The 24217-nt window shown below is 35.8% G+C and carries 19 protein-coding genes; 10 read left to right on the plus strand and 9 right to left on the minus strand.

Annotated elements, in window-relative coordinates; all coding sequences use genetic code 11:
* The first annotated feature begins 141 nt into the window (after nt 1-141).
* The 6 genes from ACGH6Q_RS02415 to ACGH6Q_RS02440 all read left to right on the plus strand — a co-directional run bounded on the left by ACGH6Q_RS02415 (nt 142) and on the right by ACGH6Q_RS02440 (nt 3460).
* Nucleotides 142-516, plus strand: coding sequence for a DUF956 family protein (locus ACGH6Q_RS02415; RefSeq protein WP_065589383.1), 375 nt, complete (start codon nt 142-144; stop codon nt 514-516).
* A 224-nt stretch (nt 517-740) separates the two neighbouring features.
* Nucleotides 741-989 (plus strand): 30S ribosomal protein S16, encoded by a 249-nt coding sequence (rpsP, locus tag ACGH6Q_RS02420; protein ID WP_034900786.1) that lies wholly within the window; start codon nt 741-743, stop codon nt 987-989.
* Between the two features lie 23 nt (nt 990-1012).
* Entirely contained in the window at nt 1013-1543 is a 531-nt protein-coding gene (gene rimM / locus ACGH6Q_RS02425; RefSeq protein ID WP_296208369.1) for a ribosome maturation factor RimM, read from the plus strand.
* 16 nt (nt 1544-1559) lie between these two features.
* A complete protein-coding gene (gene trmD / locus ACGH6Q_RS02430; RefSeq protein ID WP_411591709.1) occupies nt 1560-2312 on the plus strand; it encodes a tRNA (guanosine(37)-N1)-methyltransferase TrmD in 753 nt (250 codons plus the stop codon).
* A gap of 31 nt (nt 2313-2343) precedes the next feature.
* Nucleotides 2344-2694, plus strand: a complete 351-nt coding sequence (rplS, locus tag ACGH6Q_RS02435; protein ID WP_034913735.1) for a 50S ribosomal protein L19 — start codon at nt 2344-2346, stop codon at nt 2692-2694.
* 163 nt (nt 2695-2857) lie between these two features.
* Nucleotides 2858-3460 carry a MarC family protein gene (locus tag ACGH6Q_RS02440; RefSeq protein WP_065561484.1) on the plus strand — a complete coding sequence of 201 codons (603 nt, stop codon included), beginning with the start codon at nt 2858-2860 and terminating at the stop codon, nt 3458-3460.
* 177 nt (nt 3461-3637) lie between these two features.
* Here the strand turns inward: ACGH6Q_RS02440 and ACGH6Q_RS02445 are convergent, their stop codons facing one another.
* Genes ACGH6Q_RS02445 through lysA form a run of 4 tightly spaced genes read right to left on the minus strand, consistent with a single transcriptional unit; the run spans nt 3638 to nt 9087 of the window.
* Nucleotides 3638-5044, minus strand: a complete 1407-nt coding sequence (locus tag ACGH6Q_RS02445; protein WP_296301835.1) for an amino acid permease — start codon at nt 5042-5044, stop codon at nt 3638-3640.
* A gap of 54 nt (nt 5045-5098) precedes the next feature.
* Nucleotides 5099-6205, minus strand: a complete 1107-nt coding sequence (locus tag ACGH6Q_RS02450; protein ID WP_411591711.1) for an alanine/ornithine racemase family PLP-dependent enzyme — start codon at nt 6203-6205, stop codon at nt 5099-5101.
* Nucleotides 6206-6230: 25 nt separating this feature from the next.
* A complete protein-coding gene (locus ACGH6Q_RS02455; RefSeq protein ID WP_296301839.1) occupies nt 6231-7637 on the minus strand; it encodes an APC family permease in 1407 nt (468 codons plus the stop codon).
* A 52-nt stretch (nt 7638-7689) separates the two neighbouring features.
* Nucleotides 7690-9087: a diaminopimelate decarboxylase gene (gene lysA, locus ACGH6Q_RS02460; protein WP_065561486.1), complete on the minus strand. Its 1398-nt coding sequence runs from the start codon at nt 9085-9087 to the stop codon at nt 7690-7692.
* A gap of 249 nt (nt 9088-9336) precedes the next feature.
* On the opposite strand from lysA, the gene ACGH6Q_RS02465 reads away from it, so the two are divergent.
* Nucleotides 9337-10773: a sigma-54 interaction domain-containing protein gene (locus ACGH6Q_RS02465; RefSeq protein WP_366941224.1), complete on the plus strand. Its 1437-nt coding sequence runs from the start codon at nt 9337-9339 to the stop codon at nt 10771-10773.
* On the opposite strand, the gene ACGH6Q_RS02470 is transcribed toward ACGH6Q_RS02465, so the two are convergent.
* The 3 genes from ACGH6Q_RS02470 to ACGH6Q_RS02480 all read right to left on the minus strand — a co-directional run bounded on the left by ACGH6Q_RS02470 (nt 10766) and on the right by ACGH6Q_RS02480 (nt 14616).
* Complete coding sequence (locus ACGH6Q_RS02470; RefSeq protein ID WP_411578362.1) at nt 10766-11947, minus strand: NAD(P)/FAD-dependent oxidoreductase; 1182 nt, start codon at nt 11945-11947, stop codon at nt 10766-10768. The two genes, ACGH6Q_RS02465 and ACGH6Q_RS02470, sit on opposite strands and share 8 nt — an antisense overlap.
* 514 nt (nt 11948-12461) lie before the next feature.
* Nucleotides 12462-13079, minus strand: coding sequence for an MFS transporter (locus ACGH6Q_RS02475; RefSeq protein ID WP_034915183.1), 618 nt, complete (start codon nt 13077-13079; stop codon nt 12462-12464).
* A 10-nt stretch (nt 13080-13089) separates the two neighbouring features.
* Nucleotides 13090-14616: a fused MFS/spermidine synthase gene (locus ACGH6Q_RS02480; protein WP_411591712.1), complete on the minus strand. Its 1527-nt coding sequence runs from the start codon at nt 14614-14616 to the stop codon at nt 13090-13092.
* A 285-nt stretch (nt 14617-14901) separates the two neighbouring features.
* Here ACGH6Q_RS02480 and gltB point away from each other — a divergent pair, with 285 nt between their 5' ends.
* From gltB to ACGH6Q_RS02495, 3 genes are all read left to right on the plus strand, one after another.
* Nucleotides 14902-19359: a glutamate synthase large subunit gene (gltB, locus tag ACGH6Q_RS02485; protein ID WP_411591713.1), complete on the plus strand. Its 4458-nt coding sequence runs from the start codon at nt 14902-14904 to the stop codon at nt 19357-19359.
* A gap of 13 nt (nt 19360-19372) precedes the next feature.
* Nucleotides 19373-20785 (plus strand): FAD-dependent oxidoreductase, encoded by a 1413-nt coding sequence (locus ACGH6Q_RS02490; RefSeq protein WP_065589372.1) that lies wholly within the window; start codon nt 19373-19375, stop codon nt 20783-20785.
* A gap of 356 nt (nt 20786-21141) precedes the next feature.
* Nucleotides 21142-21429 carry an NINE protein gene (locus ACGH6Q_RS02495; RefSeq protein WP_174798987.1) on the plus strand — a complete coding sequence of 96 codons (288 nt, stop codon included), beginning with the start codon at nt 21142-21144 and terminating at the stop codon, nt 21427-21429.
* A 340-nt stretch (nt 21430-21769) separates the two neighbouring features.
* Here the strand turns inward: ACGH6Q_RS02495 and ACGH6Q_RS02500 are convergent, their stop codons facing one another.
* Nucleotides 21770-22531, minus strand: a complete 762-nt coding sequence (locus tag ACGH6Q_RS02500; protein WP_411591714.1) for an IS5 family transposase — start codon at nt 22529-22531, stop codon at nt 21770-21772.
* A gap of 96 nt (nt 22532-22627) precedes the next feature.
* The gene (locus ACGH6Q_RS02505; protein WP_411591715.1) at nt 22628-24079 is read right to left on the minus strand and encodes an APC family permease; all 1452 of its coding nucleotides are present in this window, start codon (nt 24077-24079) and stop codon (nt 22628-22630) included.
* Nucleotides 24080-24217 lie beyond the last annotated feature (138 nt).

Here is a 24217-nt window from a genome sequence, read left to right on the forward strand (position 1 = left end):
ATAGCTATGCCTATATATTTAGAAAGTATGATATTTTAAAATAGTGCCAACTTTCTATTTACTATTACATTAACCTTTTTATCACACCATGTGATGAAAAGGTGTCATTAATCATTCGAACTTTGCATGGATATAGGGTAGATGGTTCAATCATTAAATACTAAAATTGATTTAACAATGAAAGCAACCGCATTTACAGGCTTATCTGAATACGGCAATATAATAATTGGTGACAAAGCCTTCGAGTTTTATCATCAACACGATCCACGCAAATATATCCAAATACCATGGAATGAAATTGATTATGTGATTGCTTCTGTATTGTTAGGTGGTAGATGGATCCCTCGTTATTCAATACAAACAAAAAAAAACGGCACATTCACCTTTGCTTCTAAAGAACCCAAGAAGGTATTAAAAGCCATTCGAGTTTATATTGACGGGCAAAAAATGGTACGCTCACTTGGCTTTTTTGATGTTTTAAAGAGAGCTTTTTTTCACAAAAAGAACAAAAAATAAAAATCACTATTTTATTATATTTATCGATTTCCACTTAAATTAAATAAATTATAGTTAGTATCATTTTTTCCACTCTTTTTTAAGTTAGTTTAAGTCAATCAATATAACACCACTTCATCAACAAACAGCCATTGCACTTTTTGCTAGAAAGAGTATAATTCTGGGGCTTTGATTTTGTCCGTGTTGGGCAGAAAAAAGATTATTTTTTAATTTAAGAGGATGTTATGGTAACTATTCGTTTAGCTCGTGGTGGCTCTAAAAAGCGCCCTTTTTATCAAGTAGTTGTCACTGATAGCCGTAACCCACGTGATGGCCGTTTTATTGAGCGCGTTGGCTTTTTTAATCCAATTGCACAAGGTAAAGCAGAAGAATTACGTTTAGATCTTGATCGCGTAAATCATTGGGTTGGTTTAGGTGCAACTGTTTCTGATCGTGTTAATGCACTAATTAAACAAGCACAAAAAGCTGCTTAATTTAGTAATTGATAATCACTGTAATGATGAATACTGAGAATCTTATTGTTGTTGGTAAACTTGGTTCAAGCTACGGCATTCGTGGATGGCTCAGAATTTTTTCGTTTACAGAATTCCCAGATAGCATTTTTGATTACACTCCTTGGTATATCCAGCGTGCTGGGCAATGGCAAGAGGTAATTGTAGAGAGTTTTAAACCGCATAATCATGATATGATTGTAAAACTTGAAGGCATTGATGATCGTGATCAAGCCATTGCATTAACCAATATTGAAGTGTTTGTTGATGCAGAAAAATTACCAGCACTTAGCAATGGTGATTTTTACTGGAAAGATCTCATTGGGTGCCGAGTTAAAACAGTTAATAACTATGATTTAGGACTGGTAACTGATTTGATGGAAACCGGATCTAACGATGTATTAGTGGTTAAAGCAAATCTAAAAGATGCATTTGGAGCAACAGAACGTTTAATCCCTTTTGTTGATAATCAATTTATAAAACAAGTTGATTTAACAACAAAAATGATTGTGGTCGATTGGGATCCTGCTTTTTAATTGGTAAGGTAAAACTATGTGGATTGGCGTAATTAGCCTTTTTCCAGAAATGTTTCAAGCTATTACCTGTTATGGCGTAACTGGTCGAGCCGTTAAAAACGGGCTGTTAACAGTAGAATATTGGAACCCTCGCGATTTTGCGCATGATAAGCATAAAACTGTCGATGATAGGCCTTATGGTGGTGGTCCCGGCATGTTAATGATGGTTCAACCACTTAAAGATGCAATTCATGCGGCAAAAACAGTGTCAGGTAACAATACAAAAGTAATCTATCTTTCTCCACAAGGGCGCAAATTAGACCAACAAGGTGTTTGTGAATTGTCACAAAATCAAAATTTAATTTTGATTTGTGGACGATACGAAGGTATAGATGAACGCGTTATTCAAACCGAAATTGACGAAGAATGGTCAATTGGGGACTACGTGTTAAGTGGTGGTGAAATACCTGCGATGACCATGATTGATGCATTAGCAAGGTTTATTCCTGGCGTGCTAAATCACCAATCATCGGCAAAAGAAGACTCTTTTGCTAACGGTTTACTTGACTATCCACACTATACTCGTCCTGAGGTGTTAGATGGAATGGCGGTACCTGACGTATTAATGTCTGGTCACCATGAAGCGATTCGTCGCTGGCGATTAAAACAATCACTAGGACGAACTTGGTTAAGAAGAGAAGATCTTCTTGCAAATCTAGCTCTGACTGATGAAGAGCAATGTTTACTCGCTGAATTCCAACAAGAATACAGTGACAAACTAAGCAATTAATATTTCAGTATAACTAGTAAGAGATAATATTATGAAAAATGCAATTATTCAGCAATTAGAACAAGAACAAATGAAAAAAGACATCCCGTCTTTTCGCCCTGGTGACACGGTTGAAGTAAAAGTATGGGTTGTTGAAGGTAACAAAAAACGTCTTCAAGCTTATGAAGGTGTTGTTATTGGCATTCGCAACCGTGGTTTGCACTCTGCATTTACCGTACGTAAGATTTCGAATGGTGAAGGTGTTGAACGAGTATTCCAAACTCACTCACCAATTGTTGATTCAATTACTGTGAAACGTCGTGGTCAAGTACGTCAAGCTAAACTTTACTACTTACGCGAACTTCGTGGTAAAGCAGCTCGTATCAAAGAGCGCCTTAACTAAATTTAATTGGTTTAATTGTCTAAAACCAATTAAAAAATATCAGATTAAACATGGTCACCTTTTTGGTGGCCGTTTTTGTATCTAACAAAAATCATTCCCTAGCAACTAATAATGTTAACAAAATTAAAGGGAATTTAATTGTTATTCTTTGAAAGGTAACACTATGGATGACTATCTTGTTAATATCCTTGCCACAACTGTAAAGCTATTTGCATTAATGACACCTCCTGCTGTTTTAAGTGCATTTTTAAGTGGCACAAAACAATACGACGAACAGCTTAGACGCAAAACAGCACTCAAAACATCCTGTGCCGTATTTATCATCGGTATAGTGCTATTCTTTTTTGGTAATACCATGTTTAGTGTCTTTGGTTTTACTCTTGATGCATTCCGAATTGGTTCTGGAGCGTTGCTATTTATCACTGCAGTGTCACTAATGAATGATTCTCCAGAAAAGAACAAAATTAACAGTGATGACGATATCAGTGTTGTACCCCTTGCAATTCCACTTTGTATGGGACCCGCTTCCATTGGTACTATCATTGTTATGGGAACAAGCTCCGTAGGCTTTGCAGCCAATATGATTGGCGCTGTTTCTTTATTCATTGCATCTTCAGGGATTTATGCAATGCTATTATGTGCAAAAAGTATTGCTAAAGTATTAAAAAACACAGGTATTGCTATCTTATCAAAACTAACTGGGTTGCTAATATCAGCTATTGCTGCGCAAGTCGTTTTTACGGGTGTATCAGCTTTTCTAAAATAACTTGTATCAGAAAGGATTTCATCAAGATTATACCAAGCAAACGCACTTAACTTAGTGCCTTAAAATAAAGATAAATCACAAATAGTAAAAACATTAATAATCTGATTTTAAAAATTAAATGTAATCACCTAAACCGATTTATTAGGTGATTACAAACAAATTAATAGGTCAATAAAATTAATCTAACGTTTTTATTATTAAAGAATTTCGTTTCTTATAGAAAAAGTAAGAAACCAAAATAATTATTACTAAAACAACTTCTGATAATAAAATAAAATGCCCTGACTCCCCAAACCAAACACCAATAATAATCACAATATTAACAATAATAGAAACCCCTGCCAGCCAAGGAAATAATGGCGATTTGAACTTTACCATCTCTTTGGGATATTTACCGTTATTTACTCCCTTACGGAACTGATATTGACACCAAGCAATAATAATCCATGCAAAACATCCCACTTGCCCTGTTCCCGCTACTAAATAAATATACAATTTTTCAGCGGCAATATATTTCGAAAATAGTGAAACTAGCGCAATAATAGCAATAAATAAAATACCTTTTGTGGGCACTCCACGCTTATTTACGTCTGAAAAATATTGAGGTGCGAGTTTATCTTGTGCCATAGACCACAGCATTCTTGAACTGGCATAAATTGCAGAATTAGCCGCCGATATTGCCGCACAAAAAATAACAAAAAGCATTAAATACGAAGCTATTGAAATTCCTACTTTATTAAATACCCACACAAATGGACTAATTTCAGAATGAACCGTTCCATATGGATAAACAAGGGCTAAAACAGCAATAGCCAGAACATAAAATAGAATAATGCGAAAAGCAACACCAGTAATAATTTTGGGTAACACAGACTGTGGAGATTGCGCCTCACCAGCTGCACTACCAATTAATTCGACGCCTTGAAAGGAATAGGTCACGATAGTCATACAAACAAATATGGCTAAAAAACCATTAGGAAACCACCCTTTTTCGGTTTTAAATGTTGGTAAGATATGCGTTTCGCTATATTGGTGATTAAGTAAATAAATCCCCACCCCAATAAATGCAATAATCGCAAGAACCTTAATAGTTGAAAACCAATACTCACTTTCTCCAAATGCACGAACAGAGGTTAAATGCACTGAAGTAAGAACAATTAGAATTAATAGACTAAAAAGATAAATAGGAATCGAAGGGAAGGTTTGGTGAGCAATCATTGAAGCAGCGGTTAAATCTGCCGCCATAGATAGTACCCAACTAAGCCAATACAACCAACCGATGGTATAACTCCAAATCGGATTGGGTATAAACATCAATGCATAGTGTTGAAATGAACCTGCATGAGGGAATGCACAAGAAAGTTCACCTAAACATAACATAGTTGAAAGCATTATGCTTCCTGCCATTAAATAAGCAATAATTGTTCCTAACGGACCAACTGTGCTAAGTGGAGCTGCAATACCAATAAATAATCCAGTACCAATTGATCCACCTAATGAAATCATCAATAAATGACGATTTTTTAGGTTCTTCTTTAAATTACTACTGGGATAAGGGTTTTCTTGTGATTCAGATGTTGTCATATAAACCGCCTAGTAATTAATAAAAACTGCTGGTTACCCAGCAGTTAACACAAATTAATAAATAAACCGTTTTTCTACACCATTAGTTTGACAAGCCATTAGTAAAGCAGTGTAATCAAGCTCAAATCCAATAACATCGCCAACACGAAGTGTTTGAGTAACATCTTCAATATCAACCAAGGTATGATCACTGGTTTGACCCAATACAGTAATATCATCATTGATGGGTATACAGCTTTCTGCTGGCACATCTTGACGTCCAAAGGCAAGAAGTGCTCGTTTGCGTGTACCGCTATCAACAAAGATTTTACTGTTTAAAAAAGCATCTACACCTAATTCACCAACAGGAACTGTTGGTTTACTATTGAGTTCAATGATTTGCGCATATAATTTATAAATATTACTACATGCTTTATCAACGGGTTTATTTGAATGATGAAACTCGTCAAGATATTTCATATCCACATATTCAATACCAAACTCGTGTAAACCACCAATTCTCAAATGATTTAATCCTTCTGGCCAAATACCTTTATCCAATAAGTGGTAACTGGTACAATTACCGGCCGATAAATACTTTATTTTAATATTACAAACTTGCTCTACTTTACGCGCTATTTTTAAAAAGTCTACTCCATTTTTAACTGTAGGTAGTACAGTACCATAGCAATTAAAATTGGTGCCGAGCCCATAGAGCTCAACACCGGGTAAAGAAAGAATAAGTTTAACCGTATCAATGATTTCATCAATATGTTCAAACCAAATACCTTCGCGTAAATCCCCCATATCAACCATTAATAAAACTTGATGTACTTTTTGTTGTTTAACGGCTTCATCAGAAAGTGCCTGAATTACTGCTTTTTCACTGTTTAAGCTAATATCAGCATATCTAACAACATCACTAATTTCACTTAAACAAGGGCTCCGTAATAAGCAGGTTTTACAATTTAAAGCATCTTTTAATTTCTTTAAATTGTATGTTCTTGATTCAGCAATCACATCAATACCGCCTTCAAGTACTGCTTTGGCCGTTTCAACACAACCATCAAAAACTTTATTAACAGCCATAACTTCAATACCGTGTTTAGCTAATAAATCTTTTTCAACACGAGCATTATTTCTTAATTTGCGTAAATCAATTTCTAATATAGGTTTGTACATAATTTTACTCCTCTATATATTATTACTACTGCAAACGGTTACGTTTTTGGGCTCGATAATAAATCCATTCAGCTAAACCAATGGCAAGTACTGCACCACCAACAATTTTAGCAATATATTCGACATACCCCCCCATATCTATTTGCGCAGGTGGAATAAACACTAATACCACAGCAAATAGAGTAGATAAGAAACCAAGTGCTGGTAACACAATTGGCAACACCTTACCCGGAATTTTAAAGCTACGCGGTACATCAGGTTGAGTAAAGCGTAAACGATAATACGCAATAAACATCACTAAATATGGGATAAAATAACAAATTGTTGTAAGTGCTGTTAACATCCAATATGCCGCTGCAATACTTGGCGACACAAAAGTTGAAAAACAAAGTACTGTAACAATAATAGCTTGAATAATTAACGCAAAGGCTGGTGTTTTATATACTGGATGTAAACGACCAATGCGTTCTCCAAGCAAATTATCTTCTTTTGATGCTTCTTGTAGCATATAAATCGGACCAACTAACCATGAGTTTATTTGTCCTAATGCACCAAAAAACAAACAAATTGCCATTACTGGTAATAACCAAGGCATATGCAATTCTTTAGCTGCGGCTTCCATTGCTTGCATAACACCCGCTACGATATCAGTATCCGCTGCTGGTAATAAAGTATTAATAGCCCATGTTCCGACCATATAAATACCAACAATTACCACTGCTGAAACCAACATTGCTTTTGGAAAGTCTCGTTGTGGATCTCGTGTACGCCCTGCAATCATTGGAGCCACCTCAAGACCAGCAAATGCGAACATCATGCTAGATAGAAAAACAATAGTATCCCAACTACTTAAATCAGGTAACCAATCACTAACATGACTATAGCTTGTAGCCATAGGATGCCCTGTGAATAACCATACAACAGCTAATAGCACAATAATAGCGGCTGGAATAAATACACCAAGCCATGCACTCACACTATTAATAATTTTAGTCCATTGCATCCCTTTAATATTCATCAGTGTTAAAATCCAGAATACCACCATAGAGCCAACACCAATAAATACTTGATTTTGAGCTAACTCAGCGCTAAACATATACCCAATTGCAGTAAAACCAAATTGCAACATTAACGGGAAGAAAAGGACGCAAGAGAACAAAAAGCAAACAACAACTATCCAACCGATACGTTTACCAAATGCTTCTTTTACCCAAACAAAAATTCCACCATCTTTTGGCCAACCTGTTGAAAGTTCGCCACAAACCATAGCTAATGGGAAGAAAAGACAAAATGCAGCAAGTAACCAAAGTACCATTGCTGACGCCCCATAAGGAGCAACATTAGGAATTTGACGCAAACTTAGTATTGCAATGACATTCATAAAAACAATGTCTTTAATACCAAGTAAACTTGAATCTTTAGAATCACTCATAATAACCTCACTTTATCATATCTGGAGCATCAAATGCTCCAGATATTGATGATTAATATATGTCGTATCCAACCATATCTTCGTAAGTGTCCTCACGGCGAATCAATCTATCCTTGCCTTCTTTATCTATCATTACAACAGAAGTACGAGGACGATTGTTATAAACAGTTTGGCTTTCGATGGTATAAGCACCAGCATCAAGGAAAGCAACAATATCACCGATTTGAGTGTCTTTTGGCATTAAGAATTCTTCACCTTTAACACCGACATGGAAATAGTCACCACCATCACATAAAGGACCTGCCAATTTGATGTATTCATCATGTGTTTCATTGATTTTTGAAGCATTATAAACATAGAAGAACCAATCAAAATGTTGACTATCAGATAGCACACTATAACCAGCATCAACAAATTTCCACTCAACATGCTCTTCAATATTGCCATCTAAATCATAATTGGTTTTACGTTTTTCACAGGCAACTTCAGTTACAAGCACACCTGCTGAGCCTGTTACTTTACGACCTGGCTCAATACAGATTTCAACATCAGTACGCCATTTGTGTACTTCACTAATAACAGCATCAGCAAAATCTTGTGCAGTAATACCTGCATACATATTATCTTCTAATGGATTACCATTTTCTTCATCATATTTATAAGGAACAGGGATCCCCCCACCTACGTTGATTAAATCAAATTTAATACCAAGCACTTCTTCTAAGCGACGTGATTCATCAACTAAAACTTTCGTAGCTTTAGCAAAAGGCTCTGATTCTGGAACCTGATCACCAACGTGCATATGTAAACCGCGTAAATGAACATATGGCATTTCTAAAATACGACGACATGTTTCTTCTGCTTGTTCTAAATCGATACCTGATTTAGCATGATAAGCAGTGACTAATTCTGCGTGAGTTGCTGACGGAACATTTGGTTCAACACGCACACAAACATTTGCTACCTTTTTCAAACGTCTTGAAATCTCATCAATAATATCAAGCTCATATAAGCTATCTACGTTGATAATATACAGATCATTTTGGATAGCAAACTCTAAATCCACTGGTTTTTTAACAACACCATTAAACACAATTTGGCTACCAGGGAAACCGATATCTAAACATTTACGCACTTCAAACATTGAGTTCGCTTCGGCATAAATTCCTGCATCTTTAATCGCTTTAAGAACGCCCATTACTGAACAAGTTTTTGATGCATAGAAAATTTTTGTTTTTGGATGAGCTTTAAATGCCTCTTTAATTTCTTGCACATTACGATCAATCTCCTTTTCAGAAAACACATAAAAAGGCGTTGGATATTTTTTGGCTAACTCTTCTAAATTAACACCATCAAAACAAAGTTTGCCACTTTCAGCGCTAAAACGACGATCTTTAGTTACAAGATCAGTGCGTAATTTGTTATAATTTGACATAATTTTGTCGGACATATAGCCTCCAGTTAATGATTACATGAAAAATAAGTAAAATGGCTTCTCACTTGTTGTGCAATCAGCATGCCAACTTTAAAAACAAAAATAATCAATATATTAACAAACAAAGCGCAAGTAAAAATTTAGTCATTTAGTATAAAAGCAATTTTTATGACAAAAATTTGTCATTTTTATATGATAATTAACAGGCGTTTAAATTAAACAAAGCTAAATATAACAAATCACCCTAGTTCAAAAGGCACGAATATCATGACAATCGACCCTGAATTATTACAATCATTGGAAATATTTAAACATTTTTTTGATTTAATCCATCAACCAATGGCGATTATTGATAAAGAAGGCAAATATGTTTATTACAATCAGGAAAGTGCTGAACTTGATGGTTACCCTATAGAACAAGCTATAGGAAAACCAATGCTTAAAGTTTATCCCAAGATGCGAAAAGAAGACAGCACGATGTTGCAAGCCCTACAACATGGGAAAGAATATCAAAACAATTACCAAAGCTATTATAACCATGTAGGTAAACTTGTAGATTATATGCACACAACAGTTCCTCTTTATAATAAAAATCAAAAAATTATCGGCGCAATAGAAATAGGTCGAAATTTATCTACTGTTAGGCAATTACAAGACCAAGTATTCAAGCTCAATAGCAAGCTATATCAAAATAAAGAACAACCATTACCAGAAATTGTTTTTGTATCAAAAACAATGCAAGAGGTTATCGATCAAACTAACATCTTGGGAGCAAATGATGTTCCTGTATTAATAGTTGGCGAAACAGGAACAGGTAAAGAGCTATTTGCTCGTTTAATCCACCAAACAAGCCAACGCCGTGACAAAGCATTTATCTCGCTCAACTGTAGTGCACTACCAACCACACTGATTGAAAGCACCCTATTTGGTACGGTCAAAGGCGCATTTACGGGTGCTGAAAACCGACAAGGTTATTTAGAACTGGCTAACGGAGGCACATTATTCCTTGATGAATTAAATGCTATGCCTCTTGAAATGCAAAGTAAATTATTACGATTCTTACAAGAAAAAACCTACTGGCAATTAGGTGGTAATAAAGAAATGCATTCAGATGTTCGTATTGTTGCTGCCATGAATGAACCACCTACAGAACTATTAAAAACAGGAAAAATGAGAAGTGATCTGTTTTTTCGCTTAAACGTTGGTTTAATAAAACTCCCCGCTTTACGCGACAGAACAGAAGATATTCCAGTGTTAGCACGCTATTTTATTGATAAACATAAAAACGACGTCAATGTTGTAATTAGCGGTATCAGCGAACATGCACTACAACAATTAATATCAGCTCCTTGGCCCGGTAATGTCCGTATGCTTGAAAATACAATTGTCAGAAGTATGGTATTACAAAACGAACCGGGTGAATTACAGAATATTGTCCTTGATGAAGATCTATTCGATCTTAATAGTTCATCTTCTCAAAACGATGATATTAATAAACTAGAAAATTTACCTATCAACACATCTACTGATGGAAACAACTTAATTGAACAAGTTGAAAACTATGAACGACAACTCATCATTAACGCATTAAATCAAGCCAACGGCAAAATTATAACGGCGGCAAAACTATTAAACATTTCACGCACAACGTTACAATACAAAGTAAAAAAATACCATATTCAAATGGGCGTAATTAATTAAACGATCTAGCACAAGCAAATGCACTACTCCATGCCCATTGAAAATTATAGCCACCTAACCAGCCTGACACATCGACAACCTCACCAATAAAATAGAGGTTGGGATGTGTTTTAACTGCCATAGTTTTGGAAGACAACGCATCAGTACTTATACCACCAAGAGTCACCTCCGCAGTACGATAACCCTCAGTCCCATTTGGAGTAATATGCCAATGTGTTAAAGCATTATACAAGTCTTGCTGTTGTTTGGGATTAATTTGCTTAACTATTATATCGTTTATCAAATTGAGTTGTATTAACACCTCAACAAGCCTTTTAGGTAAAACCTGTGCTAAACAATTTTTTATAGTTTGATTACGATTCTGCTCTAATAATGGTTTAAACGATGATTCGAATGTGAAATCAGGTAATAAATTAATAGTAATTGACTCTCCAGCCTGCCAATAGCTTGATATTTGCAAAATAGCTGGTCCTGAAATTCCTCGATGAGTAAATAATAGATTCTCCTTAAAACTAACTCTTTCATTAGAAACTTCAACAGCAACAGCAATACCAGACAAGGTTGATAATATATCAAGTAAAGGTTTATGTAACGTGAACGGTACTAATCCTGCTTTGACTGGTATCACTGGAATAGCCAATTTTTCAGCAATTTTATAGCCAATTGAAGTCATGCCAAGGGCAGGCATCGATAAGCCTCCCGTAGCAATAATAAGATTATCACTATCAATAATGCCTCGAGAAGTATGTAATTTAAATTCTATTTTATCACTGCTAATATCTTCAACCTGAGTCTGCATCATAAAATGAACATGCCCTTTTTGGCACTCGTTTAATAGCATATCAACAATATCTTGCGCTGAATTATCACAAAATAATTGCCCATGATCTTTTTCATGGTAAGCAATACCATACTGATTTACTAATTGGATAAAGTCCCACTGAGTAAATTGTTTCAAAGCTGATTTACAAAAATGAGGATTGCAAGAAATATAATTACTAGGTTCAACCATTAAATTAGTAAAATTACATTTACCACCACCAGACATTAGAATTTTGCGTCCTAACTTTTTACCATTATCAATCACAGTAACATCATACCCTTTTTGCCCCAGTAAACCTGCGCAAAAAAGCCCAGCGGCGCCAGCACCCACAATCGTAATTTTAGTTTGCATTATTAATAGATCAAAAATAAAAGATAACAAATTATAACAGTATACAATTGTCACACATAGTTATTGAATCAAATAACATATTTTATACTCAAACACATAGTTACCTGAAACTTTTTAACAAGAAAGAAAAAGAACTTATATCCCATTTTCTAAAGCCAAATTTAAAAGCAACGCCTTAACTTATAAAAAAAAATAAATCATAAACGTAAATACTACTATTAGCTTTATTAATAACGTTTATATAACTTATTAAAAGATCGACTTATAAATATATTTATTAAGCCAGTATTCTTTTTATTTTTCATTCAATTATAAAGGTATTGTTATGCAATTTTTATAAAAGGAGGGTAAATATATCAAAATAATCTTTATTACTTATTTAAACTTAGTTAGTAATAAAAAGCTTGTATTGTTTAAATAATTAACTAATTGATTTTAATAATATATTGATAAACCAGCGACAACTATCGCCGATTTATCATTTTTAATATCTTTATAGTATTATTCTATCTTCTTATCCGCTCTTTTTTATTCGCATTTTATTAAAAAATAGATAAGCAGATATAGCAACAACAAAATTTCCTAGTGCAGCAAATATCGTTACAACATTAAGAGCAAAATAGTTAAATAAAATAAATCCTGTCAAAATTGCACCAATTGCCGCACCAAAAGTATTAATCGCATAAAGATGTCCAGTGGTTTGACCAATATTTTTCCAAAACTGTGCTATATAAGTAATTAAAATTGGAAGTGTTGCTCCCATCAAAAGGGCTGGAATAAGCACCAATAAGAAATTAACAATTGCAACAACAATTAAATTATAAACAATAAAGATATCACCGACAAATAAAATAAGTTGATAACTAATTATTCCAAATAAACCAATTCCAAATTCACTAAAACAAAAAAACTGTAGTGCTTTATTTGGGTATTTATCAACAATTTTTCCTCCTCCAAGAGCCCCTAAACCAAGTCCTAACATAAATGCCGATACAATAATTGCTACAGAATCAACATCAGATCCAAAAGCCGAATAAAGAGCTCGTTGCCAAGCAACTTGATAAGTTAAGCCACTCATTCCAGAAATAAAAAATAGCGTGCTTAATAGTAGTGATTGTTTCTTACTTAACATAAAAGCGTCCTTAATTATTTCTCAAAAAACCATATTTATATTCAGTTATCATATTACTATCGGTAATAATTTCCGTATCTCGTCCTAAGTTATAAAGCTTTTCAACTTCATCTAGACTTAACAGTTTGGTTGCTAATGTTTTTTGGTAAGCACCGTTTTTAACTTGTTTAGACGCTTCATTAAACAATGGTTTACCATCTAAAACCAACTTATCAAGGCGATTTTTAGCAACATTGTCATCGATGTTAATCTCTGAATCCGAAGCATAAATAAAGCCCATTGTACCCCAATAAGCATACTTAAATACCGATTGTGCCGTTTTTAATGTATCTAGCGAACGAGTACTATTAAATGCCAAAATACCATTAGGATTTAATGAATTATGTAATATATTCATCATTTCTTGCGATAATAGATTGGTTATTCCTGAACGCCAATGGTAAGTAGTATTCATAATAATTAAATCATACTTTTTATCACTATTTCGTTTAAGCCAACGTCGACCGTCATCAATATAGATATTAATTCTATGATCATCTAGTATTGGAGAAACAACTGGGTATTGTTTAATAATATCCAAGTAACCTTTATTAATTTCAATGGCGTCAATCGTTTCTAATGTAGGGAAACTTGATAGAGCACGTGTCCAAGCCCCACCACTAACACCAATAACCAGCACTTTTTTAGGATTTGGATGGGTTGCCGCTAATAGATAAAGTCGATTTAAGTCATTTATATCATTATCTGGATCTATATTTAAAATGCCATCATACATTCGGTTTCCTAATACAATATTTTTCAGTCCATTCTTATTGTCATCGGCGATATGAATTACACCATAGCGATTTTCAATATAATAACTGATAGAAGAGTCTTTTCCTAAGCTATCTCTGAAAATATAATCAGTGTGTTTATCGACTAAACAAAAGCAACAAATACCAAGTACAGCAAAGACGGAAACAGAAACTGCCGATTTTTTAATTATCATCAAGCCACCTAATAAGATACAAACAATACCTATTAGAATAAACATTGATGAAATAGAAATATAATCAAGGAGAACACCACCAATTAATAAACTACCCAGTGTCGAGCCAATAATATTAAAGAAATAGACTTTAGAAACTGAAGCCCCTACTTTTCCATTGGCTATATTCGTCCCTAAATGGTGCACAATTGGAAATAATATTGCTTTTAAAGCTGCAACGACAAATATCAAAATACAACATATACCTTTACATAGACTTAAACTATTTGGTTGATTTATGTTTTGAATAATAAATGGAATTAATATATCAATAAAACCAGCAAGAATTAAAACCACTCCTCCGACCAATAGTAGATTCGAATAGCGTGTACAAATTGATTTACCTTGATTTGATCCAAAAGTGATACCTAATAGAAAAAAGAACAGTACAAGAGCAAAAGCATAAGAAGCACCACCAAACATAAAGCTAACGATTCTAAACCATAGCATTTCTTGACCTAAGCTCATCAATCCAACTAAAAGCGAAATGCACCAAGCAAAATATTTCATAGTGATTTTCCTACTCCTAACTAACTATTATTATTTAAGCTAATTATAGTTAATATATAATTAATTGCTAATATTTTAGACAATTATTCATTTTGCATCAAATTCAACTAGATATAAACGTAATACAAACCGCCATTAGCTTTATTAATAACGCTATATTTGGAAGATTGACTTATAAATAATATTTATTTGACCAAAAACTAATTTTTGATTAACTTCACACGCAATATGGAATTAAAGCCTATTCCTTCTTAAATTATAAAACGATGAATTAGAGGCAATGATATGTTATATAACCAGCATCATGAAAAAGATAACTGTGGATTTGGTTTAATTGCTCACATTGAAGGACAACCAAGTCATAAAGTGGTGCGTACTGCAATTCACGGACTTGCCAGAATGCAACACCGTGGTGCCATTTTATCAGACGGTAAAACTGGCGATGGCTGTGGACTTTTATTACAAAAACCCGATCGATTTTTTAGATTAGTGGCACAAGATGCGGGCTGGCGTTTAGCAAGTAATTATGCCGTTGGTATGTTGTTTTTGAGCCAAGATGAAAAAGAAGCTCAAATTAGCCGTGATATTGTCGAAGAAGAATTAGCCAATGAAACCTTATCCATTCTAGGTTGGCGTGAAGTACCAATTGATAAAAGTGTGCTTGGTGAAATTGCCCTATCATCATTGCCTAAAATTGAACAAGTCTTTGTTAATGCACCCGCCGGATGGACAAAAATTGATTTAGAACGCCGCCTATACATGGTGCGCCGTCGAATTGAAAAACGGGTACAAGACGATACATTTTACGTTTGTAGCTTCTCAAATCAGGTCAATATCTATAAAGGCTTATGTATGCCTAAAGATTTACCTCGATTCTATCTAGATTTGGCTGACATCCGAATGGAAACAGCAATTTGTTTATTTCATCAACGTTTTTCAACCAATACTGTTCCGCGTTGGCCATTAGCACAACCTTTTCGGCATTTAGCTCATAATGGTGAAATCAACACTATTGAAGGTAATAGACAATGGGCACAAGCACGTTCCTATAAATTTAAAACGCCACTCATCCCGGACTTACAAGATGCGGCACCTTTTGTTAATGTCACAGGTTCTGATTCAAGTTCATTAGATAACATGCTTGAGCTATTTCTTGTAGGAGGAATGGATATTGTACGAGCCATGCGCTTATTGGTTCCACCTGCATGGCAAAATAATCCTGACATGAACGAAGATCTGCGTGCTTTTTTCGACTTCAACTCAATGCATATGGAGCCTTGGGATGGTCCTGCCGGTATTGTAATGTCTGATGGTCGTTATGCCGCATGTAACTTAGACCGTAACGGATTACGTCCTGCACGTTATGTAATAACGACAGACAAACTCATTACCTGTGCATCCGAAATCGGTATTTGGGATTATCAACCTGACGAAGTCGTCACTAAAGGACGCGTTGGTCCAGGTGAATTGCTAGTTATAGACACTGAAGAAGGTCGCATTTTACAATCGTCTGAAACAGACAACGATTTACAAAAACGTCATCCATATAAAGAATGGATGGAAAAAAATGTTAAAAGACTGATCCCTTTTGAAAACCTACCTGATGATAATATTGGCTCTCGATATTATGACGATATCTTGCTAGCAACTTATCAAAAACAATTTGGTTATAGTGCTGAAGAGCTCGACCAATGTATTCGAGTGCTAGGTGAAAACGGTCAAGAAGCCACCGGCTCAATGGGCGATGACACACCATTTGCGGTACTATCAACAAGGCCTCGCTCAATTTATGATTATTTTCGTCAAAAATTTGCTCAGGTAACAAATCCGCCTATCGACCCACTACGCGAATCACACGTTATGTCACTTTCAACTAGTATTGGTCGTGAAATGAACGTGTTTGCCGAAGCAGAAGGTCAGGCGCATCGTGTTGCGTTCAAATCTCCTGTTTTGGTTTATTCAGATTTTAAACAATTAACAGCATTAGAATCACGTTATTACAAATCAGAAGCCTTAGATATCACTTATGAAATCGATGGTAGCCTGCGCGATGCCATTGAACAATTATGTGGTGATGCTGAAGCAAAAGTTCGCAATGGCACGGTATTATTGATTTTATCAGATAAAAATATAGCGCCTGATCGCTTACCAATTCCTGCGCCTATGGCAGTTGGAGCTGTTCAGCAACGCTTAGTTGAAAAAAACTTACGTTGCGATGCTAATATCATTGTCGAAACCGCAAGCTGCCGTGATCCACATCAATTTGCGGTACTTCTTGGTTTTGGTGCAACCGCAATTTACCCTTATTTAGCCTACGAAATCTTAGGCCAAATGGTCGATAATAGCACAATAAACAAATCTTACCGTGAAGCCATTCTTAATTATCGTAATGGAATTAACAAAGGTTTATATAAAATTATGTCAAAAATGGGCATTTCAACCGTCGCCTCTTACCGCTGTTCAAAACTATTTGAGGCAGTTGGCTTAAATAAAGAGGTCGTTGAACTTTGTTTCCAAGGAGTTACTAACCGTATTAATGGTGCCAATTTTGATGATTTTGCGCAAGACCAATTTAACTTATCAAAAAGTGCATGGCTGAAAAGAAAACCATTAGAACAAGGTGGGTTACTTAAATATGTTCATGGTGGTGAATATCATGCTTATAATCCTGATGTAGTACAGTCACTACAAAAAGCGGTCAATAATGGCAATTATGAAGATTACAAACGCTATGCCGATATCGTCAACAACCGCCCTATTGCCACCTTGCGTGATTTATTAAAGCTCAATCCATCTGAAAACGCAGCTATTCCACTTGATCAAGTCGAACCAGAAGAATCACTGTTCAAACGCTTTGACTCGGCAGCCATGTCAATTGGTGCGCTAAGCCCTGAAGCACATGAATCCCTTGCCGAAGCAATGAACACGCTCGGTGGTTTTTCAAATTCAGGCGAAGGTGGTGAAGATCCAGCTCGCTACAACACCATAAAAGTATCACGCATAAAACAAGTTGCATCAGGTCGTTTTGGTGTAACACCAAGTTACTTAATGAGTGCCGATGTTATTCAAATCAAAGTAGCACAAGGAGCAAAACCGGGGGAAGGTGGTCAGTTACCTGGCGACAAAGTCACACCATATATTGCTAAATTGCGTTTTTCTGTACCGGGTGTCACACTTATTTCACCACCACCTCATCACGACATTTACTCGATTGAGGATTTGGCACAATTAATATTTGACCTAAAACAGATTAACCCTAATGCCATGATTTCGGTTAAATTAGTATCAGAGCCAGGCGTTGGCACAATCGCAACTGGAGTTGCTAAAGCCTATGCCGACTTAATTACCATTTCAGGCTATGATGGTGGAACAGGCGCCAGCCCATTAACTTCAGTCAAATATGCTGGTTCTCCATGGGAATTAGGGTTGGTTGAAACTCAGCAATCATTAGTCGCCAATGGGTTACGTCACAAAATACGTTTACAAGTAGACGGTGGTTTAAAAACGGGCACTGATATTGTCAAAGCAGCTATTTTAGGTGCTGAGAGTTTTGGATTTGGAACAGGACCAATGGTTGCCTTAGGTTGTAAATATCTGCGTATTTGCCACCTTAATAACTGTGCAACGGGTGTTGCAACGCAAGACGAAAAACTGCGTAGCGAACATTATCATGGCCTGCCAGAAAAAGCGATAAACTATTTCCGCTTTATTGCGCGTAACACGCGAGAAATTATGGCCGAGCTAGGTGTCAGTCGTATCGTCGATTTGATAGGACGCACCGATCTGTTATTAGAACTTGATGGCATCACAGCAAAACAACAAAAACTTGACCTATCAGGACTGCTCGAAACAGCAAAACCTATTGATGGCAAACCAGTTTATTGTATTGAAGACAATAAACCATTTGATAAAGGTGTGCTAAATAAAGAGATCATCACACAAGCACAACAATTTGTTGATAATCGCCAAAGCCAAAGCCTCTATTTTGATATACAAAATACTGATCGCTCTGTGGGTACTAGTTTATCTGGCTATATTGCCAAAAAATATGGTGACCAAGGTCTTGTTGCTGATCCTATTTCGCTTAACTTTAACGGCACTGCGGGTCAAAGTTTTGGTGTTTGGAACGCTGGAGGTGTGGACTTAACACTCACAGGCGATGCCAATGATTATGTTGGTAAAGGCATGGCTGGCGGTCGTATTGTGATTCGACCACCGCAAGGCTCAGCATTTTTAAGCCATGAAGCAACCATTGCCGGTAATACCTGCTTATATGGTGCAACTGGAGGAAAACTCTTTGCCGCTGGACGTGCTGGAGAACGATTTGCGGTACGTAATTCTGGTGCAATTAGTGTTGTTGAAGGCATTGGAGACAATGGCTGTGAATATATGACAGGCGGTATTGTCTGCGTATTAGGTAAAACAGGAGTTAACTTTGGTGCAGGTATGACAGGTGGTTTTGCTTATATTTTAGATGAAGATAGTGATTTCCATAAACGCATAAATAAAGAGTTAGTGGAACTATTGAATGTTGCTGATTACTCAATTCACGAAGAACATTTACGTGGTTTAATAATGGAGCACGCTCAACTTACCCATTCATCACGCGCGGAAGAAATTTTGGCTAATTGGGATGATTATTCAAAACAATTTGTATTAGTCAAACCTAAATCGAGTGATGTAACAGCGCTACTTGGGCACCGCAGTCGCTCATCAGCAGAATTACGTATTCAAGCACAGTAAGGAGAACACGAAAATGAGTCAAAATGTTTATCAATTTATCGATTTACAACGTGTTGATCCGCCTAAAAAATCGTTAAACATTCGCAAAATTGAATTTGTTGAAATTTATGAAGGATTTTCTGCTCCACAATCACAAGCGCAGGCTGATCGTTGCCTTGCTTGTGGCAACCCATATTGTGAATGGAAATGCCCTGTGCATAACTATATACCCAATTGGTTAAAACTGGTTAATGAAGGCAAAATATTAGAAGCGGTTGAACTCTCACATCAAACCAACAGCCTGCCTGAAGTTTGTGGCCGAGTTTGCCCACAAGATCGCCTTTGCGAAGGCTCTTGTACTTTAAATGCTGAATTTGGCGCAGTTACCATAGGTAATATAGAGCGTTATATTACTGATGAAGCCTTTAGAATGGGTTGGAAACCTAATTTATCAAACGTCGAAAAAACAGGATTGAAAGTTGCAGTTATTGGTGCTGGTCCTGCTGGCCTTGCTTGTGCCGATGTCTTAGTCCGCAATGGCGTAACGCCAGTAGTGTTTGACCGTCACCCTGAAATTGGTGGACTACTCACCTTTGGCATCCCAGCGTTTAAACTTGATAAAGAAGTATTAATCAACCGAAGACATATTTTTACTGAAATGGGCATTGAGTTCCGTCTAAATACTGAGGTCGGTAAAACGGTACAATTAACCGACTTAATCAACGAATTTGATGCGGTTTTTGTGGGTGCTGGAACTTATCAATCAATGCGAGCGGGTCTTCAAAACGAAGACGCCAACGGCGTTTATGATGCCTTACCATTTTTAATTGCCAACACTAAACACATAATGAAACATGCGCAAACCCAAGATACCCCATACATTGACATGAAAAACAAACGTGTTGTGGTATTAGGTGGTGGTGATACTGCAATGGACTGTGTACGAACATCTATTCGTCAAGGTGCAACTGAAGTTACTTGTGCTTATCGCCGAGATGAAGCCAACATGCCGGGCTCAAAACGAGAAGTCAAAAACGCCAAAGAAGAAGGCGCACAGTTCCAATTTAACGTACAACCTCTCAGCATTGAAATTAACAGTACAGGACAAGTAACAGGCATAAAAATGGTAAGGACAGAACTCGGCGAGCCAGATGCAAAAGGACGACGCTCGCCAGTAATTATCGAAGGTTCTGAATTTATTCTTCCTGCCGATGCAGTAATTATGGCTTTTGGATTCAAACCACATGCCATGCCTTGGCTTGCTCAGCATGGTGTCGAATTTGACCCACAAGGCAAAATCATCGCACCCGAAGCTAACAGCTACCAAACCACCAATCCAAAAATCTTTGCTGGTGGCGATGCTGTTCGTGGTTCTGATCTAGTTGTCACTGCCATTAGCGAAGGTCGCAAAGCGGCTGAAGGTATCTTAGATTACTTAGAGATTTAGCGACTATCTTGCTCTCAATCAAAATTACTTTAAATAAAAAACAAACCCGCTTTAAAACAGCGGGTTTTTAATGATTCGAGTTTTTATTTTTAATTTTAGTCGCTCAGATTTAATCTAACAGATACTTATTACTCATTAGCATTCATTTCAACAAAATCGAGTTAACTTCTTGTAATATTATATGCTTCTTCTATTTGCAGAATAAATAAGAAAACAGTAAAATTAGCGATTTTACTATTATCGTTACACTAAAAATTAACGTTACATCAATTATCTACTGCATCAGGTATGAATAATATTTATAAAAAGCATTAATTATTAATAAAAACATAAGTTAATTATAAAATGGAGATAGTATGAAAAGTAAAGGTGTCGCATATTTATTATGGTTCTTTCTTGGAATGTGGGGAGCCCATCGCATGTACTGTGGAAAATGGATTACAGGCTTCATTTGGTTTTTTACTGCTGGTTTATTAGGTATTGGATGGTTTTTAGACCTATTTCTAACTAGCGGTATGGTTGACTATGCTAACTGTATCTACAAAAGTAAATATAATCTGTCACCAAATAATATTTCAATTCAAGTTAATAACGCTTGCCACACTGAACCATCAACACAGGCTATAAATGAAAAAAATTCATAGTATGTAAAAAGGCTATTTACATTTCATGATTAAAATAATCCTTTAAAACTCATAAGGCGTTTTTCCCTAAAATCACTTTATGGGGTTTAAAGGTATTATAAAAATTAATAAAGCATTTGAGCTTTTATTTTCTATCTTTTGCATCACTAAATATTTGTTGATTACGCTACATATTAATTCAAAATTAGTATCACTCTTTTCGGCTTTTCCATTCGGTTTGAAGGTTGGTGGTTTTTGTAAATATTTTTTCAACTTTAACCAAACGTTTAATTCCATAAAAAATAGTTTTATAACGTTCATTCTTACTAGGGGCTGTTGATCTTTGCTGTACATAAATTACTCAACAATACATTGGCAGCCACATTAACATAAATGCCAGTGATACCATACTGGCATAATTCCTTTCTAACTTATCGTATCTAGTTGATATTGAACGATATTGCTTGATTCTAGCAAAGGCATTCTCGACTAAATGACGATAGCGATAAAGGCACCTATCCATACTGCTTTTATCTATATCCTTACCATAATTACGTTTAGCAATCACCGTTCGTCCGCCTTTTTGACGAACAAAGCACCGAAAAGGCTCGCTGTCATAACCTTTATCGGCTATCACTGTATTGACTTCATCGAGCCTTTCAACTAGGTTTTCTGCATAAGTGATATCATGTTGTTGTCCTTCAGAAAGCTCAAAACAAATAGGCAAACCACCACTATCAACCGCAAGATGAATTTTAGTTGAATTACCACCACAGCTCTGACCTATTTGCTCGGAATACTCCGTTGCAGCGCCTGTACTATGTTGATGAGCCCTGATAATCGAGCCATCTAGGAACACCCATTCAAAATCCGCTAGTTGTGATAAATGTTTGAAAATATCAACTAATATTCCTTTTTTAGACCACAAATTAAATCGCCTATAGACGGTGCTCCATCCACCAAACTCTTCTGGTAAATCTCGCCAAGGAATACCAGTTCTCATTCGGAAAAGGCTCCCTTCAAACGTCATCCGATGCTCGGATTTATTATAAACTCGGCCGGTATTTTTCATTATTTGTAGTAGCTTTTCCCACCGTTTATCTGTTAGCATTGTTCTTGGCATGATGAATCGAGTTATGGTTGTTTTTGGCAGAGTTATTATAACTCACATCATGCCGTATAAAAAATAATCACGAAAGATCAACACTCCCTATTCTTATCATTTGCCACTAACGATATAACCATAAACAATTAATCCCAAAATGATACTTATTGAAACCGTAACGATCATATATTTAGTGCTAGTATCATATTTTTTCATTTCACCAAGTGATAGCGCTTTATTTTTATTTCTTATATGATAATAGTAATACACAGGCAAACCAATTAAGGTGACCACTATTGAAGCTATACCATTTACGGTTTGATAAATTAACATTCCGTAAATAACATATATTGCACCTAACATAGCGATGATAGGAATAATCGGATAACCAATTACTTTATAAATTCTAGTCACATTCGGGTATTTTCTTCGAGCAATTATTACACCAATGAAAGTTAATAAATAAAATACCCATATGGAAAACATCGATATTTCAGATAGACGATCAGCATCGAGTAACACTGAATAAAGGAAAGAAAAAATAACTAAAACGATAATCGCATTAATTGGTGAGCGACTTTCTTCATCAATAGTACTTAAATAACGTGCACCAATGATAGTCCCTCGTTCTCCCATACTAAAAATTGTGCGAGATAGCGTCATAATATAGCCATTAATGCCGCCTAAGATGGAAATCATAATACCAACTGCAACTAAATTACCACCAAAATGCCCAAACATCCGCTGTGAAGCAACCGCTGAAGTATCATGTCCTAGTGATACCATTTCTTTAACAGGAAAAATTTTGAATAATGCAATATTAATACAGGCATAAACTATAACAAGGAAGATTATGCCTAAAATTATGGCTCGGGGTAAAACTTTCGACGGATTACGAATTTCACCAGCTACCGATGCGACCTGCGCCCAACCGTCATACGCAAATAACGTAGCTAAAATAGCGACAGCGAAAGGCGCATAGCTTTCAATCCCTTGCCCACTAGCACTGAACAATACCATTTGTCCACTACCTTTCCATAATCCAAATATAGCTAATAATAGTATTGGAATAAGTTTGCATATAGTGGCAATAGTTTGCAAATAACCTGCTTTTTTAACACCTACTGCATTGATTGTTGCAATAAACACTAAAACGCCAGCACTCACAGCCATTCGATAAGCATCATTGATATGAAATAATAAGCAAAATACTGAGCTAAAATATCCGACTAGTGCTCCAATAAGTGAAGGCGCAAATAAGACAGTTATCATCCAACCATAAAGGTGAGAAACTTTCGCACCATAGATTTTTTCTAAATATACTAACATTCCACCAGTTCGAGGAAACATGACTCCTAGTTCACAAAGAGTTAAACCACCACAAATAGAAAATACACCACCTATTACCCAAGCTAGCAACGCAAAATTATAATCACCAGCAACTTCTAACACAGCAGGAGGTTTCATAAAAGCTCCTGCACCTAAAACCATTCCAACGACTAGTGATAATGCAGAAACTAAACCAAGATCCTTGCGCAAGTTATTCTCTAAATTATGATCTGCCATGAAGTTCCTCTTGAAACATATAAAATTAATTAGCAAAATCTGATTATGATAGGGATTTATTTATAAAACACAAGAAAAGATTAACATTATCTACATAAAAACTTAGATAAATCAAATAAATAATTTTTTGATTTATAA

It is taken from the genome of Gilliamella sp. BG2, from assembly GCF_046635645.1.
In the GTDB taxonomy this organism is placed as follows: domain Bacteria; phylum Pseudomonadota; class Gammaproteobacteria; order Enterobacterales; family Orbaceae; genus Gilliamella; species Gilliamella bombi.

Bases quoted from the DNA above. Each gene is read 5' to 3' on its own strand.
- ACGH6Q_RS02475 (WP_034915183.1), bottom strand. From the start codon at position 13,079: ATGTTAAGTAAGAAACAATCACTACTATTAAGCACGCTATTTTTTATT.
- trmD (WP_411591709.1), top strand. From the start codon at position 1,560: ATGTGGATTGGCGTAATTAGCCTTTTTCCAGAAATGTTTCAAGCTATT.
- ACGH6Q_RS02490 (WP_065589372.1), top strand. From the start codon at position 19,373: ATGAGTCAAAATGTTTATCAATTTATCGATTTACAACGTGTTGATCCG.
- ACGH6Q_RS02470 (WP_411578362.1), bottom strand. From the start codon at position 11,947: ATGCAAACTAAAATTACGATTGTGGGTGCTGGCGCCGCTGGGCTTTTT.
- lysA (WP_065561486.1), bottom strand. From the start codon at position 9,087: ATGTCCGACAAAATTATGTCAAATTATAACAAATTACGCACTGATCTT.
- ACGH6Q_RS02500 (WP_411591714.1), bottom strand. From the start codon at position 22,531: ATGCCAAGAACAATGCTAACAGATAAACGGTGGGAAAAGCTACTACAA.
- rplS (WP_034913735.1), top strand. From the start codon at position 2,344: ATGAAAAATGCAATTATTCAGCAATTAGAACAAGAACAAATGAAAAAA.
- ACGH6Q_RS02480 (WP_411591712.1), bottom strand. From the start codon at position 14,616: ATGAAATATTTTGCTTGGTGCATTTCGCTTTTAGTTGGATTGATGAGC.
- ACGH6Q_RS02505 (WP_411591715.1), bottom strand. From the start codon at position 24,079: ATGGCAGATCATAATTTAGAGAATAACTTGCGCAAGGATCTTGGTTTA.
- gltB (WP_411591713.1), top strand. From the start codon at position 14,902: ATGTTATATAACCAGCATCATGAAAAAGATAACTGTGGATTTGGTTTA.
- ACGH6Q_RS02415 (WP_065589383.1), top strand. From the start codon at position 142: ATGGTTCAATCATTAAATACTAAAATTGATTTAACAATGAAAGCAACC.
- ACGH6Q_RS02440 (WP_065561484.1), top strand. From the start codon at position 2,858: ATGGATGACTATCTTGTTAATATCCTTGCCACAACTGTAAAGCTATTT.
- rpsP (WP_034900786.1), top strand. From the start codon at position 741: ATGGTAACTATTCGTTTAGCTCGTGGTGGCTCTAAAAAGCGCCCTTTT.
- ACGH6Q_RS02455 (WP_296301839.1), bottom strand. From the start codon at position 7,637: ATGAGTGATTCTAAAGATTCAAGTTTACTTGGTATTAAAGACATTGTT.
- ACGH6Q_RS02445 (WP_296301835.1), bottom strand. From the start codon at position 5,044: ATGACAACATCTGAATCACAAGAAAACCCTTATCCCAGTAGTAATTTA.
- ACGH6Q_RS02495 (WP_174798987.1), top strand. From the start codon at position 21,142: ATGAAAAGTAAAGGTGTCGCATATTTATTATGGTTCTTTCTTGGAATG.
- rimM (WP_296208369.1), top strand. From the start codon at position 1,013: ATGATGAATACTGAGAATCTTATTGTTGTTGGTAAACTTGGTTCAAGC.
- ACGH6Q_RS02450 (WP_411591711.1), bottom strand. From the start codon at position 6,205: ATGTACAAACCTATATTAGAAATTGATTTACGCAAATTAAGAAATAAT.